General features: G+C 38.8%; 14 protein-coding genes. 6 read left to right on the top strand and 8 right to left on the bottom strand.

The features are described 5' to 3' along the window. Nucleotides 1–112 precede the first annotated feature (112 nt). From C9J42_RS05135 to C9J42_RS05115, 5 genes are all read left to right on the top strand, one after another. Nucleotides 113–766 carry a YoaK family protein gene (locus tag C9J42_RS05135; protein WP_107206732.1) on the top strand — a complete coding sequence of 218 codons (654 nt, stop codon included), beginning with the start codon at nucleotides 113–115 and terminating at the stop codon, nucleotides 764–766. A 124-nt stretch (nucleotides 767–890) separates the two neighbouring features. Further along, entirely contained in the window at nucleotides 891–2,063 is a 1,173-nt protein-coding gene (locus C9J42_RS05130; RefSeq protein WP_107301737.1) for a MerR family transcriptional regulator, read from the top strand. Nucleotides 2,064–2,065: 2 nt separating this feature from the next. Further along, a complete protein-coding gene (locus tag C9J42_RS05125; RefSeq protein WP_107287518.1) occupies nucleotides 2,066–2,572 on the top strand; it encodes a GNAT family N-acetyltransferase in 507 nt (168 codons plus the stop codon). Nucleotides 2,573–3,049: 477 nt separating this feature from the next. Continuing rightward, nucleotides 3,050–4,138: an acyltransferase gene (locus C9J42_RS05120; RefSeq protein WP_107206735.1), complete on the top strand. Its 1,089-nt coding sequence runs from the start codon at nucleotides 3,050–3,052 to the stop codon at nucleotides 4,136–4,138. A 642-nt stretch (nucleotides 4,139–4,780) separates the two neighbouring features. Next, entirely contained in the window at nucleotides 4,781–5,512 is a 732-nt protein-coding gene (locus tag C9J42_RS05115; RefSeq protein ID WP_107301736.1) for a hypothetical protein, read from the top strand. Nucleotides 5,513–5,616: 104 nt separating this feature from the next. On the opposite strand, the gene C9J42_RS05110 is transcribed toward C9J42_RS05115, so the two are convergent. The 4 genes from C9J42_RS05110 to C9J42_RS05095 form a co-directional block, all read right to left on the bottom strand. Further along, complete coding sequence (locus C9J42_RS05110) at nucleotides 5,617–6,663, bottom strand: oxidoreductase (RefSeq protein ID WP_107301735.1); 1,047 nt, start codon at nucleotides 6,661–6,663, stop codon at nucleotides 5,617–5,619. Nucleotides 6,664–6,881: 218 nt separating this feature from the next. After that, on the bottom strand, nucleotides 6,882–7,829 hold the full coding sequence (locus tag C9J42_RS05105; protein WP_107246249.1) for an FAD:protein FMN transferase: 948 nt from the start codon (nucleotides 7,827–7,829) through the stop codon (nucleotides 6,882–6,884). An 89-nt stretch (nucleotides 7,830–7,918) separates the two neighbouring features. Further along, nucleotides 7,919–10,936, bottom strand: coding sequence for a flavocytochrome c (locus C9J42_RS05100; protein WP_107301734.1), 3,018 nt, complete (start codon nucleotides 10,934–10,936; stop codon nucleotides 7,919–7,921). A gap of 563 nt (nucleotides 10,937–11,499) precedes the next feature. Next, a complete protein-coding gene (locus C9J42_RS05095) occupies nucleotides 11,500–12,402 on the bottom strand; it encodes an SDR family oxidoreductase (protein WP_233217686.1) in 903 nt (300 codons plus the stop codon). A 104-nt stretch (nucleotides 12,403–12,506) separates the two neighbouring features. On the opposite strand from C9J42_RS05095, the gene C9J42_RS05090 reads away from it, so the two are divergent. Continuing rightward, nucleotides 12,507–13,376 carry a LysR family transcriptional regulator gene (locus C9J42_RS05090; protein WP_107261221.1) on the top strand — a complete coding sequence of 290 codons (870 nt, stop codon included), beginning with the start codon at nucleotides 12,507–12,509 and terminating at the stop codon, nucleotides 13,374–13,376. 38 nt (nucleotides 13,377–13,414) lie between these two features. Here the strand turns inward: C9J42_RS05090 and C9J42_RS05085 are convergent, their stop codons facing one another. The 4 genes from C9J42_RS05085 to msrA form a co-directional block, all read right to left on the bottom strand. Beyond that, a complete protein-coding gene (locus C9J42_RS05085; protein ID WP_107206742.1) occupies nucleotides 13,415–14,155 on the bottom strand; it encodes an AAA family ATPase in 741 nt (246 codons plus the stop codon). A gap of 122 nt (nucleotides 14,156–14,277) precedes the next feature. After that, entirely contained in the window at nucleotides 14,278–14,826 is a 549-nt protein-coding gene (locus C9J42_RS05080) for a hypothetical protein (RefSeq protein WP_233217708.1), read from the bottom strand. Nucleotides 14,827–15,096: 270 nt separating this feature from the next. Next, nucleotides 15,097–15,378 carry an HPF/RaiA family ribosome-associated protein gene (locus tag C9J42_RS05075; RefSeq protein WP_107246254.1) on the bottom strand — a complete coding sequence of 94 codons (282 nt, stop codon included), beginning with the start codon at nucleotides 15,376–15,378 and terminating at the stop codon, nucleotides 15,097–15,099. Between the two features lie 114 nt (nucleotides 15,379–15,492). After that, the gene (msrA, locus tag C9J42_RS05070; RefSeq protein ID WP_005366207.1) at nucleotides 15,493–15,990 is read right to left on the bottom strand and encodes a peptide-methionine (S)-S-oxide reductase MsrA; all 498 of its coding nucleotides are present in this window, start codon (nucleotides 15,988–15,990) and stop codon (nucleotides 15,493–15,495) included. Between the last annotated feature and the right edge of the window lie 145 nt (nucleotides 15,991–16,135).

Genomic DNA, 16,135 nt, shown 5'->3' with positions numbered 1-16,135 from the left:
GACACCTTATTTCGACAGTAGTGTCGACACAAAACCACAAACAAGAAAAAACTGTTTTATAATTGAGCTTCATGCGATGGACATTTACCACCTAACTTTATGAATATGACTAATGATTAAGAAAAAACACCTTCATTCAACCATGCCCTTCTATCTGCTTTTTATTGCAGGTATTGTTGATGCTATTGGCTTTATCCATCTGAAAAATGGCCTGTTTATCTCTTTTATGAGTGGTAACACAACCCATGTGGGCATACTGTTAACCTCAGGCAATACACCACAAGCGTGGCACTACATTGGGGTTATTGTATTATTTGTTTTAGGTGCTGCCGTCGGCGAAGCTATCGCGATAGCTAACAAACCTTTTTATCGCAGTATGATCATGGCGCTAGTCACATTAGTGCTATCAGCAACATTGTTTGTTGAGCCTATCGCTAAACCAATTGTGACCAATTTCTTCTTAAGCTTTGCTATGGGTATTCAAAATATCGCACTGCGATTAACCATTGAAAAATCAACCGCACTCACTTACGTAACAGGTTTTTTGGTTAATACTGGACGTTCTATTGCCATGCTATTAATGGGTGAAGGCGATCGTAGCACGTTTTTTCGCCATTTCAGCTTATGGTTATCCATCTTTCTTGGCGCAATTGCAGGAACACAAGTGATGGATTACTCCTTCAAATATGCATTACTTCTCCCGATCATCTTAAGCTTAATTGCAACAGGCATTTTATTCTGGACCCATGAAATTGCGGATGATTAATAGTTACAGTAACCAATAAAACGAAAAAGCCGACGTGATGTCGGCTTTTTTGTATCTCAAAACCCTTGACCTGTCTAAAGCTTCATAGTTTATAGTTCGCCTATCAATAAAGGGGAAAGCTGCCATGTACCGTATTTCTGAGTTAGCGCAAAAGGTGGGATTAAGTCGTTCCACATTACTTTATTACGAAAAGCTTAAACTGATCACTGGCACACGCTTAAGCAATGGTTATCGTGGCTATACCGACAAAGATGTGCAACGGGTAAAACTGTTACAGCAACTGCAAGCAGGCGGGCTTTCATTGAAAGAGTGCCAATCCTGTTTAGATGCCCAAATAGATCGAGATCTGCTACTTCAACGGCTAAATATTCTTGATGAAGAAATCGCCCAAAAACAGAAAGCCCGTGATTTGCTTTCTGCCATGCTGGGTATGAATTCGATGAAAGAATGGCATCAATCAATGGAATCAGCAGCACCCTCGGCTCACTTAGAGTGGCTAATGAAGCAAGGTTTCACTGAAAAACAAGCCTTACGATTAAAATGGCTATCAAAAGACATGAACGAACATGAGCAATACATGGCAGACTTTGAAGCGATCTTTGATGATTTAGCACGACTTAGCCCTAGTTGTGATGATGACTCACTAAAAGCACTTGAAACATTGCCCATTAAATCTGGTGAAGTGTTAGATATCGGCTGTGGTAAAGGTGTTGTTACTACCTTATTAGCTAAACATGGCGATTTTCATATCACTGCGTTAGATAACGATGAATATAACTTAAGTTGTTTAAACGAAGCAGCTATTGAAAACGGGCTTGAACATCGCATCACTACTGTTTGCGCAAGTATGACCACAATGCCTTTTGAAGGGCAACGTTTTGATATGCTGTGGGCTGAAGGCAGTGCTTACATCATGGGGGTTGAGCAAGCACTTAAACAATGGAAACCATTTATTAAGGCTCATGGTTATTTGGTTATCAGTGACTTGGTTTGGTTAGCCGATAATCCAAGCCAAGAAGCAGTCGATTTCTGGCTGCAAAACTATCCAGATATGACCACCAGCGAACAGCGAGTCAAACAAATGCAGCAAGCAGGTTTTGAAGTGATTAAACACTTTACCCAAAGTGATCAGTCATGGACAAACTACCTAGCACCATTACAAAACAAGATCGCTCAATTGGATAATCAACATTTCACGTCCAATGCCATTAAAGATATTCAGAACGAAATCCATATTCATGAGCACTATTTAGGTCAATACGGCTATCAATTATTTGTATTAAAGAAAAAAGGTTAAACATGATCATTCGAGTAGAAAAAGATTCAGACATTACTGTGATTGAAACGCTAACTTACAGTGCATTTAAAGATCATCCTCATCATGAACCGGGCTCAGAACCAACCGAGCACTTAATCGTTAACCGCCTACGAGATTCTAACGCCTTAACACTATCGTTAGTCGCAGAAGTAAACAATCAAGTTATTGGTCATATCGCTTTCTCCCCAGTACTGATCAATGGTGAAGCTACAAACTGGTACGGTTTAGCACCTGTATCAGTATTGCCAGAACAACAAGGAAAAGGGATTGGTAAAGCGTTAATTAACGAAGGATTAGCCCAGTTAAAAGAACATGGTGCAGAGGGATTCGTACTATTAGGTGAGCCTGAATATTATGGTCGATTTGGTTTTAAAGCCCAACCAGAATTAACCCTAACAGGTGTGCCAGCTGAATACTTCTTAGCCCTGCCTGTTAAAGATTCAATTCCGACAGGTGAAGTAAGCTATCACCCAGCATTTTTTGAATAATGCATTTAAAAGCCGGCGTAGTGTCGGCTAATTATATATGGTTGAAAAATATCATTACTAATAACCTTGTTTTTTCAAGTTTATTAAAAACCCTTAGCAACCTCATCTTAAAACGAATTTCTACTTTTTAGCAATCCACCTTATCATCCAATTATGAATAATGATAAATGCTATAAAAGTCGATTAATAAGAAAATAAATTCCAGAAAATGCGTTTCTTATTAATGAAACAGACAAAAATATAAAGCATAATTTTTGGTTATGGATTACCTAAAGTTGTGTTTATATATCATTACAATAAAGATCAATAATGTACGCACAACTTAAAGAAAGATACTTTAAAATAGTCAGTTTCTTATCAAATTTTATATTTAATTACTGATAATAATTTTAGATTATCAAATTTTTCTATCATTAATTTAAGTGGCTCACTCTTTTTATATCTTTATTAAAAATGCATATAGAAACAGGATACTCAATGAATAATTCAACACTAATGAAACGCTACGACTATCTGGATAATATCAAGTGGGTTTTGACGATATTAGTGATTTTGCACCATTGTGCATCCACGGCAGGTCTGGATCCTATTGGTTACAATTTGCCCCATGTCAAAGAATCAATGCAATATCAATATGAGATTTTAGGCACATTCCAGGGCATCAACCAGTCATTTTTTATGTCACTGTTTTTCTTTATATCAGCCTACTTCGTGATCCCTTCTTTTGAACGTAAAGGGGCTGGAAAGTTTATGTTGGATAAACTAAAACGCCTCGGGATCCCTACACTAATCACCTTATTTTTGATCGAAACACGTGGATCGATTGAGTCTGCTGTATCAAGCATTAAAGGCTTTTTCCTTACCGGAAATATTGGATTAGGCGTCACCTGGTTCTGTTGGACCTTGATTGTATTTAGCGCGGTATTTGCATTGTTCCAAGTTGTCAGTACTGGGAATCAGAAGGTTGACACTGATAAACCTTTTCCGGCGCTTTGGAAGATCTTGCTGTTTGCCATTATGATAATTCCGGTCAATTTCGTTGGCTTATATCTGATGGAAACACTAGGTAGCAATTTCTTAGGCTTTCACCTTCTTAAATATTTCCCGATGTATATCAGCATGTTTTACTTTGGTATCTTAGCTTATAGGTATCAGTGGCTCGATAAGTTAGAACGTAAACACGCTTTTTTAGGAATTCTAATGTGGGTAGCGGGATTATTCATCTATACGATAGCTTCTAGCTATGGTCTGAATAGTGAGATGCTTAATATGGTTTATGTGGCAATACGTGGATTCACTGTGATAGGGATGTCGATGTTTCTACTCTATAACTTCAAAATGCTATTCAATACCAAGGGACGATGGAGCTCTATGTTGACCCGTATCGCTTTTGCTGCCTATGTGGTGCAGAATATCCCAATGCGGTTTACCGCAGACTTTTATCAGTCTTTTATGACCCAAACACCCTTAATCAACTTTGTGGTCATTGCTATCCCCTCTGTGATCGGTTCTTTTGCTATTGGCTATCTTATCTGCAAGACCCCCGTTCTAAAACGTATTTTCTGATCTAGCTAAACGTGTGACTCTCATCTCGGTGATAGAGTCACAGCTAGTCGAGCTTATTGGATATAGCATTTGGACTGGTAGTAATAGCTACGCACCACTTATCACTACTAGTCTCGATGTGTCGTTTACTGTATACATAACTCATTCTGGTAGACTCAGCGGAATCTCCAGCGAATAGAGGTTGCATATTTCTAGTAACCAAACTCTCCAGATATGACCAATAGAGAACAATACATTTAAAAGCCGGCGTAATACCGGCTATTTATGTATATACTCTCCACCATAAGAAAACGTCTTTATTATTTAATACTTCTGTAAAAATATACTTGGTAAAAAAACATCACCAATAACCTTTGTTTTTTTAAGCTTATTAAATATTTTCACGACCTCATTTAAAAAACCACTAATTAATTTTCTTATCAAGAATAATTAGAAATGTAAAACATAATATTTCGTTATGGGTTATATAAATGCTTGTTTATATATCATGACAATAGATAATAATAAAATACAGCCAACTTAAAAACGATAACCAAATTAAATCAGTCACTTAAAATTGATTTATTAACATTTATTTGCTGATTATCTTTCAAATATATCTATTTACATGACATTTTCCCACATTTTTAAAAAGGTTTTTATATGAAAAAGTTATGCCTATTCGTACTCATTTCAACAATATTAGTGGGTTGTGGCGGTGGCGGCGGTAATGACGATAATAATAGCGGTGGCGGTGGTGGTGGTGGTACAGACAAAGCTACTCCACTTGATCTTGGTAATTTAACATCTGATGTTAAAAAGCAATACGCACAAGTTAACTATGATACTTTTTTAGTTATTACTGAAAGCGCCCTAAACTGTGCAAAAGATCTTAACATTGGCGAAACCGATAATACTTGTGCAGTTATCGATAGTGGCAATCATAATGAAGGGTTGAGTATTGAAGAGATATCAGGGACTTTATCTGTTCAAAAGCAAGCTGATAAGATTCAGATAAGCACGATTAAAGACATACAATTTCATGCACCTTTAATTAATCAAAACACAAATACTTTTAAGCTCAATCAAAATAATATTGCTAACACACAAAAAGAAACAAATTTTATTAAAATACCAGAGGCAACAGATCAAGAAGCCAATATTCAAGAAGTCGAATCCGACCAAGTGTATTTAGGTGGTACTTTTACCTTCTCAAATGATAATGGTATCAAAACCGTTGACGCTTTTGCTCATGAATTCTATGGTTTAATTTATAGTCATAATACCAACACAGATGAAAGTCATTTTGTCAGTAGCATAAGTCGATTAGTGGGTAAAAATAATGCTATGGTCGACTGGAGTACAGATGAAAACGGTGTAATTAGACCAATCTAATTTCATTGAACGGAGAAACTAAGCCAAACTTAAAAAGTTAAGTTTGGCTTTTATTTAAAACTGATTAGCGTTCTTAAATATCTAAACGCCTATTGAGAGTGTATTTAGACAGCATCTTTAAGTTGTATTTTCTTACCTAAACGGCTGCTTTCCAACGCCAACTCTATTAACTTAATATTTAAAAGCGCATCTTCTGCTTTAACTGGACATGTCACACCTTGGCGAATGGCTTTAGCCACTTGGTGATAATATTCCTGATAACACCCTTTCACTGTTGGCACAGGCGTACAACTTTGCTCATCATAAAAGTTGCCATACTGAGACGGTGATTCTGCTAACCAATCTTCATTTACAGGCATAACACCAGAAACTAAGTATTGCTCTTGCGGATCAATACTCAGCTTTTCATAACAGCCACCAGTACCTTTAATAGTAAAACGCTTATTTTCGCCAGCACTTATCATGTCGCCATGAAGCACAACAAGGTGAGTTGAGTAATGTAAAAGTAAGTGGAAGTAATCAACATTATTAGAGCCTTTACGCGTGACTCTACAATCTGCCGTGATCGCGTCTGGTAATCCAAACAAGGTGATCGATTGATCCAGCAGATGTGATCCTAAATCAAATAATATGCCGCCACCATCTGCGGCTTGCTCTTTCCAACGTTCGCGAACCACAGGACGAAAGCGATCGAAGTGAGATTCAAAATGTTTTAACTCTCCAAAACGTTTTTCATCGATCATTTTTTTCACGGTAAGAAAGTCACCATCCCAACGTCGATTGTGGTAAATACTCAGCATTAGCCCCTTTTCTTTTGCTAATGCGATCAGTACTTCTCCATCTTCAACCTTGGTGACAAATGGCTTTTCAATAATGACGTGTTTACCATTCTCTAAGGCTGCTTTCGCTAACTGAAAGTGGACATCATTTGGCGCGGTAATGATCACTAATTCAGCATCGGAGGAGGTTATCAGCGCTTCTGCACTATCAAAATGTTGAATTAATGGCCAATCTTCTTGAAGTTGTTGTTGCTTACTTGTGCTTATCGCCGTTAGCTCAAACTCTTTTAGGCTTGTAATAAATGGAATATGAAAGGTTTGAGCTGAAAAACCATAACCAATAACCGCTGTTTTGATCGCTGAGCACGCCATGTTCATTTCTCCATACCGAATAATTGGCAATTGAATAATATCGTTTCATTTGTACAAACACTGACAAACTCAAATACCAGCCAGTCATCTATCTGTGTGAGAAACTTATCATCATGGAGCAATGTAGGAAATGCAACTTACACATTTTTTGTTGTTTTAAGTGGTAAAAACAGGAAAACATAGAGCTGTATTTCACTTTAATAGTCAAATATTGCTATTTAGCGCATCTGAATAACTGTACCGTTATCAGTTAGGCCATGAGTGACAAAAACGTCACCTTGATTTGAGATCAATACCGCCTCAATCCCTGCCTGACGATTAAGATAAGCAAGCGCATCATCAATGGATGATAAAAAACCAGCAGTGCTCCATATTTCACCATCAACAGAGAGCTTTGAAATAATCGTCACACTCGCGATATTGGTTGAGATAGGCTTGCCCGTTTGCCCATCAAGAAGGTGATGGTATCGCTGCCCATGGTATTCAAAATAACGTTCATTAATGCCAGACGTTACCATTGAATAATCTCTTAAAGGCACAACTCGGCAGATATCGCCACGCGAAGCTGCCAGCGGGTTTTGAATACCGACATTCCATGTTTGTGAAGCATTCTCAGGCGAGTAACCAATGGTCAGTACATTACCACCAAGGTTAATAAAGCCATGCTCGACCCCGTTAGCGGTAAGAAAATCTTTGATCCGATCAGCAAAATATCCCTTAGCGATAGCGCCTAAATCTATCTGCATACCCGTTTGAGAAAGGTATACCGACTGATAGTCATCATCTAGGATAATGTTTGATGGATCGACAAGCTGTAATTTTTCCGCAAGCTCCACATCGGTGGGTAACTTGGCATCTTTAAAACCGATATGCCATGTTTTAACCAGTGGCCCAATCGCCACATTAAACGGATTTTGAGGATCGACACTGATCGCTTTTGATTTCTTAATCAGCGCATAAAGATCCGGCTTTACACGGACAGCTCGAATGCCTGCGTAGTTATTGACGCGCATCAGTTCAGATTGCGTCTGATTAACCGTAAAACGTTGAGTAAATTCTTGAAGTTGCAGATAACATTCTTTGATCAATGCTTCACCACGTTCATGATGAACCACAAGATCAATAAAGGTTCCCATCATAGGAAAACGCGTTTTATAACTTGCCATTAACTCTGTTCTCGTTAAATAGTAAAAAGGGAAGCACATGGCTTCCCTTTGTACCCAAGTAACTTCAAGATGCTTGGGTATATATCTAATTAAACGCGGTTAGATACGCTATCACCCGCTATACGACCATAAGTGAAGATATCAATCAACGCATTACCACCTAAACGGTTACCAGCATGAATACCACCAGTCACCTCACCGGCTGCATATAGCCCAGAGATTGGTGTCCCCGTTTTATCCAATACACACGCTTGAGTATTGATCTTCAAGCCACCCATTGTATGGTGAACTGAAGGCTTACGTGGCGTTGCATAGAACGGTGCTTTTTCCACTTTTAAGCCAAGTGCGCCTTTGTGGAATTCAGGATCACGCCCTTCATCAACGTAGCTGTTATAACGGCGAATCGTTTCTGTTAACGCTTCGGTCGGTACATTAATTTTTTGCGCTAATTCTTCAATGGAATCTGCTTTGATAATAATACCTTCTTCGATCTCACGCTCAATGGTTTCATCTGTGGTGTTCGCTGCTGTTTGACGGATAGCTTCATCAGCAATCATATAAATCACACCACCATTGTCGAAGAAAGAACGAGAAAGCACGTCTCGACTTTCACATTCATCGACAAAGCGCTTGCCTTGGTTGTTAACAAAGACAAAGTTTTCAGGTGGAACAATAAGACCCGTTAATAACGCACCAGATTTAGGATCACCAATCGGCATTAACTGAACATATTCCATGCCCACTAAATCAGCACCGACTTTTTCACCGATTTCAATACCATCACCAATAAGCGCAGGTGAGTTGGTTGTTTTAATATCGTCGGCAATCTCGTTCCAGTAGTTGTTGTATTTTTGCAGCATTTTGGTGTTAGCACCAAAACCACCAGACGCCAGTACAACACCACAATGAGTGGTTAGCACATATTTTGTACCGTCTGAATGCGTTGCTTTAATACCGACCACTTTTCCATCATCAACAATCAATTCCTCAGCTCGCGCATCCGTAATGATATGACCACCTTGGGCAATTACTTGCTTTTGCAGTTTTTCGACAAACTCAACACCTTTAGGGCGATTAGGTTTGTGCGCTCGACGCCATAGCGCACCAACAGCGATATCCACCATGCCACGGTTAAAGTCGATGCCTTTTTCCGTTAACCAATCAATCGATTCCATTGCACGACTTGTTAACGTCTGTACTAAATCGTATTGACCATGAATTGGTTCGCCATCAAGGTTAGTACGTTTACCACCTAGGTATGTCTGAATTAGGTGCAGTTCAACGGAATCAAACAGGTAATTTTTGCCACTTTCAGTATCAAGGAAATAGTTAGCTAGTTGATCTTTCAGTTTACGGAAATCTGCAAGATATTCTTCTGCAATGTCTGATTCAGGTGTATCGGCAATTGCTTTAAGATAATCCACTTCACCAGCAATCGCAGGGAAATCTTTTACCCACTTAGGCTCTGCTGCATTCACCCAACCGCCTGTACGTACAGTGTTACCACCAACAGCAGGGAATTTTTCTAGCAAGATAACAGACTTACCATTATCTAAAGCAGTAAGCGCTGCACTTAAACCTGCACCACCGCCACCGACAACAACAACATCGACAGTTTTTTCGATAACTTCCGTAGACCATTCAACCGCTTCACGTGCTTTACAACGAAGCGCTTCCGAGTTACCACCCGCTAAATCAACAGCATCAGATACACCGTCAATAACCGCTTGGCTACTCACTGTCGCACCAGAAATCACATCAATATTTAGCGTTTGGCCTTCCATAATTTGTTGTGGAATACGTTCAAACGCAGGGTTAGCAATACCGTCTGACTCTTTTGATGAATCAACGATAATATCGAGGATCTTGTCTTCAGAGAACGTCACCGTTACAGGTAATTTGCCATTATGACCGTAGCCATAAGCGGTGTACTCACCAGGCTCAAAGGTGATCTCAACGTTTTGTAATTCTTTAATACGCTGGTGCTTTAATGCCTCAGCTTTACTATCAACAATCATGTAATCCATGATTTCCCAAAGTGGTGTTGGGATCTTCAGTTGATGTTGTTGCTCAATATCAGCGAACTCGGCACATTCTTCACCATTGATCGCTTTAGTCGCCCATGTTGGCTCAACAAGGAAACCTTTACCCACACTCACCATGTCGTAACCTTGTGCTAACGCTTGATCAGCATCTGAACGCTGAGCGATACCACCAACACCTATTACAGGGATTTTGGCAACATTGTCAGATTTAAGCGCATGGTATTTACGAATAAGTAGTTCTTTATCTTCAGGGTTTACAATCGAATTTCGAGTATAGTTACCCATCGAAAAGTGGAAATAATCAAGACCACTCGCAGCCAACTTATCAAGCAAGTACATGGTATCTTCAAAACGAATACCAGGCTCTTCAATTTCTTCAGGAGAGAAACGGTAACCAATAATGAAATCATCGCGTTGGTGATCAGCGACAACTCTTTTCGCTTCATTTAAAACAGCAAGAGGGAATGTCGTACGTTTTTCAATATCACCGCCCCACTTATCATTTCGACGGTTTGAGTGTGGAGAGAAAAACTGTTGAAGGATGTATGTATTAGCGCCATGGATCTCAACACCATCAAAGCCCGCAACAATTGCACGATGAACAGCATTAGCAAAAGCATCAATCATGAAGCCAATCTGCTCTTTCGTCATTTCAAGTGGTGTTTCTGCATTATCGCGAAGCGCAGCGACAGGACTCGCCGATATAGGTTGATGGCCACCATTGTATTCGCCATTTGCCATACGGCCGGCATGGTAGATCTGAAGAATAGCCTTTGAGCCTTTCTCTTTAATTGCCGATGCTAACTTCTTAAGCCCAGCAATCTTACTGTCGGTATTGATACCTAATGCACCGGGAAATGCTCTACCGTAATTTTCAACAAACGCACTTTCAACAATGACTGCGCCAGCATCGCCAGAGCGAGCGGCATAATAGTCGATCATTTCTTGTGTAACACCACCATCAAAAAATGCAGATTGAATGGTCATTGGTGCCATAACAATGCGGTTTTTGAATTTGGCTTGTGATAAGCCTAATTGAATTTCATCTGTTAATTTATTCACTGATTCATATTCCAATAATAATTAATACTTATATTAAAAATCACTAAATAAGCAGTTAAATTTAAGTAGCTTTTAAAATAAGAACTAAGGCAATTAACTAATATTGAATGAAATTACTACAGCGGTAATTCTCAGTAAAATGATACATCTGCATTTAGTCTATGCATAAAGCACATAAAACCATTAACATTTAAATAAATTCTCTTTCTATTAACATTTAAATTTAAACAAGCAAACAAAATAAGAGAAAAATTTACTTAGTATGAGCAGTTATGAAAAAATAAACATCGTTGAAAATGGATAATATAACTACTATCAACAGCTTAATTTTCACGAAATTGACTAATAATAAAAATAATCAAAAAATGATAAAACGGAGAGTGGTTATCCTACTCCTCAGAAAAAATTGCCGTATTAAAATAGAAATCATTCCTATTTTTCTTTAATCTTTATTTGCAAAATTGAATTTCATTATTGGTTGGATTTATGCCTTTGATGACAGTGAATAAAACCAATAATAAAAAAGCTGGCATTAAGTCAGCTTCTATTGAAAACGTTGTATGTTAATCAATGAACTTATTATTCTTAGCCCAACGAGTGATCACCTCTTTTGCTAATGGCGCAGGGCCAAAGAAACGTTCTTGATCGCTAATATCAGCAACAAAACGCCCTTTTTTGAAGAACAAGAACATTTCAAGCATATCATAGCCAAGCTCACTGAATAGTTTGATTGGGCGAACAAGTAATTGGAAAACAAACCATGGCACAGTCCATGTTGATAACTTCTTACCAGTCACTTCACTAATTAATTGCACCAATTCCGCTTGGCTTTTAGCACCATCACTCCAACCTACATCAATCGATTTATTATTGATTTCATCACCTTCAAATGCGGCAGCTTTAGCAAGATAATCAGCTAAATCATCAGTCAAAATGTACGACCACTTGGTCGTTGTATCGCCAATTGCGTAAAAACGACCCGCTTTAAAGCCATCCGCAATGTAATCAGACGTTTGATCTAAAAACGCTGGTGCACGCACAAATACATAAGGAATGCCGACTTGCTTAATCACATCTTCTGCAACTTTTTTAGCATGAAAATGTGGCACGCTTTGCGCTTCATCGCTATTAACAATACTCAAGAAAACAAAGCGTTCAATGTTTGCTCGTGCTGCTGCTTCTGCGAGATTTTTATTGCCTTGGAAATCGGCATCAAGGCTCTCTTTCATATAACCGTTAGCAGAGCTAATCACAACATCCACACCTTGTAATGCAGCATCTAAAGAAGCAGGATCCATCATGTCAGCCTGTACCCACTCTAGCTCTGAAAATTCACCTTTTGGTGCACCACGGCGTGACATCGCTTTAATATCGACGTTTGAATGCTGCATTAAACTACGTAAAATTTTACGACCTAGGAAACCTGTGGCACCAACAACAAGTACTTTCTTCTTTTGAGTTTGCATAATCATTTTCTCGTTAATCTCTGACGTTGAAGCCATGTTATATAATTCTATATTTGGATTAAATACTATAAAATGGAAATGATTGATTCAAAAATGGGATAATTATGAAATCACTCGATGATATGGCGTTATTTGTAGAAGTCGCCAACGTAATGAGCTTTCGCCAAGCCGCAGAGATTACTGGAGTGCCTAATTCCACCCTTTCAAGACGCATCAGTGCATTAGAAAAAGCCATTGGGCTGCGTTTGCTCCACCGTACAACACGAAAAATTGAACTCACAGAGGCCGGTCAACTGTATTACGAGCGTTGTCGTCGTATTGTTGAAGAAGCCAAACTCGCCCATCAACAATTGAGTGATATAGCAGAAAATCCTAGTGGTACGGTTCGCGTGTCTGCCCCTATTGATTTTGCGACCCACTTCATTGCGCCATTACTACCCGAATTTTCAAAACAATATCCCGATATTGAATTGGAATTTGATTTATCTTCACGGCGTGTGGATATGACATCGGAATATTTCGACGTAGCAATTCGAGCAGGTGAAAGTGAAAGCTCAAGCTTAATTGCTCGTAAACTCGCTAACTTCCATCACTATGTTTATGGTTCTCCCGCTTATTTGGCACAATATGGCGAACCACAATCACCAGACGAACTTGCTCAACATCAGTGTTTTAGTATCGTAAAGTCAGCCCATTGGGCATTACATAGCAAAGATAAATCGGCAGATATTAAGGTAAACAGTAAGCTATTTGTAAATAGTATTGGCATGATCAAGCAATTAATAGTGCTCAATATGGGATTGGGATTACTTCCACAAGAAATGATCACAGCTGAGTTAGCGCAAGGAACATTACAACGCATATTACCGGACTGGCAAAGTTCTCCTGTGCCGATATACGCCATAACCGAAACACGGTTACTACCCGCCAAGACTCGCTGTTTTATTAACTTTATTCAAAGTAAACTTGAATAGGTAAACTTAAGCGATTCATCAAGCAATATTAAGCTCAATTACTCTTCTTCCATTAAGATTTTCATCATCTGCTGATGGTGATTCAGGAAGTTTCGAGTGATCTCATAATGCTCGGTATCCTCATACGTTGTTTCATCGATGCCACTATCACTGAACTGATAGATTTTAGCTCTTGGGTAGGCCAATAAAATCGGTGAGTGAGTAGCAATAATAAATTGCGAACCTGCTTCAACTAAGCGATGCATTTCTGAAAGCGCAGCCATTTGTCTAGCAGGTGAGAGAGCAGCTTCGGGCTCATCCATAATGTATAAACCATTACCGCGTAACTTATTAGAGATCGTTGCCATGAAAGATTCACCATGAGATTGATGGTGTAGTGATTGCCCACCATAACCTTGCAACGGTGGCGGCATAAGCTGATCTAAATAAGTGGCAACATTATAAAAACTCTCAGCCCTTAAAAAATAGAAGTCTTTCGGGCGTTTAAAACTTTTCACGGTTTTAATGTAGCGATCTAACTCAGAATGCGTTTGCGCGGTAGCAAAACCGGTATTCTTGTTCCCCCCTTCCGCATTAAGCCCCATCGCGACTGCAATCGCTTCAATTAGCGTAGATTTTCCTGAACCATTTTCACCGACAAAAAAAGTAACATCAGGATGAAATTCAATGACATCTAACGCTTTGAGGGCTGGAATACAAAACGGAAATTGATCGTAATTATCAATTTTTTCGCGCTTTAAAGCGATTTCTCGTAGGTAAGGTTTTTCTTCAAAACTCATAAATCTCAAACAGTGTTATTTATTTCTAAAATAGTTTAACCATGTTATCCATTATCACATTGAAATAAAATGAGCGAGAAAGTTAGTACCCACTCAATTTATATCAACCATGAATAACGGACCTATTCCGCTTGAGATGGTGCTGCTTCTGTTGCAGATGCGGGTGTTGAAGAGGTTGGAGTATCAACTAAGGGTGCTGCCGCATCTTGCTGAATTTGCGTTGCTGTTGGTGAGTCAGCATGCGTTTGTGATTCTACAACTGGCGCTGCATTGGTAGATTCTGGCGTTGAAGATGTTGGAGTATCGATTAAAGGTGCTGCTAAAGGTGTAGCTGAATCTTGTTGGGTTTGTGCCTCTGTAGGCTGTTCCGTTACAACAGGAGCGCTTGATGCGACATCGACGCCAGAGCATGACATCCCTAAGCTGGTTAATTTTTCAGCAAAAGATTTCGCTTTTTCTTCACAGTAACCGACCTCATGTTTCGCATCCCATAATACAGCAGTGCCTTCCGGCTTAGTATAGCGAACTTCACACGGTACTTTGCTATTTGGATTAGCATAAACAACTTCGATGACACGCTCAGAATGATCACTTTTACACACATACCTATCTTGTGCATGTGCTTGAAAAGCGAGAATAGATAGCGCAACCAATAATAGTGATTTCATCATATAACTCCCCAAAATATACGTTATAAAAGAGATAACAATCTTATCTTATTCGCTAAACAATGACTTGAAGCTGAATATTTAACGCGATAGATGATTTAACCTTTACTATTCAAACAGTATAAGGGCTTTGACAATAAACATAGAATTAAATTTATCATTATGTGATTGGGTATTGCATACATTTAAGAGCAATAACCGTAATAGGCAGACAATAAAAAAGGCTCATTACGAGCCTTTAATTTTGATGACAAGAAATGCAATCGCATGAAATTATTGATGCGCTGCTTTCTTCTCAACCACTTTTTCAAAATGGAAAAATGCTTCTTTAATACATTCTTCTAAATTTACGTTATGCGCTTTAGCACTCACTTTATGGAATACTTCAGTATCCATTTTCAAATCAACAGCATAGCCTGTATCTTCTTTGATGATATCCACATGAAGATGTTTAAATTCAGGATCGATAACCATCATCTTTTCAATATAATCAGATACTACTGCTTTGATTGAATCAGTTAGTTCCATATGTTCACATTTGATTTTTAAGCTCATGATACACCTCAGTAATTCTCTTAAATATCTGACACTGAATGTAAGCCTAAAAATAAAAAAAGTCTCATCCTAAAAAAGTAATATTAATACTCAAAAAATGACTTCGCTTCACCTTTATTCTTCAGGTAATACCCAATCAGGACGCGGAAAATGACAGGTATAGCCATTAGGTCGGTGAAGTAAATAATCTTGGTGTTCTGGCTCTGCTTGCCAAAAATCACTTGCTGGCACGACTTCTGTTACTACCGTTCCCGGCCAAATGCCAGAAGCATTGATACGCTTAATCAAATCTTGGGCCGTGTTTTTTTGCGCCTCTGAAGTATAGAAAATCGCAGAGCGATAAGAAGTACCGATATCATTACCTTGGCGATTGGTCGTTGTTGGATCATGAATTTGAAAGAAGTACGCCAAAATATTTTCAAAACTGGTTTGGTCATCATCAAAAGTTATTTCAATCGCTTCAGCATGAGTACCATGATTGGGATAAGTTGCATTTGCCACATCACCGCCCGTATAGCCAACGCGGGTTGTTATCACCCCAGTTTGACGACGAATAAGATCTTGCATCCCCCAGAAACAGCCGCCAGCAAGTATCGCTTTTTGTTGTGCCATCGTTAACTCCTTCGCTTTCTTAAATCCTAATTCAATATATACCCTATCAATAAATCGTCAGGGATGAACAGTATTTGTGATTGAAAAACAGCTAAAAACTTATTTCAACGCCCTCAAGAAAAGTCTTCATTTAGCAATAGATTCT

It is taken from the genome of Photobacterium sp. GB-56 (genome assembly GCF_003026105.1).
In the GTDB taxonomy this organism is placed as follows: Bacteria; Pseudomonadota; Gammaproteobacteria; order Enterobacterales; family Vibrionaceae; genus Photobacterium.
Note: the sequence above shows the minus strand (reverse complement) of the source record. Positions and strands in the feature narration are given on the sequence as shown.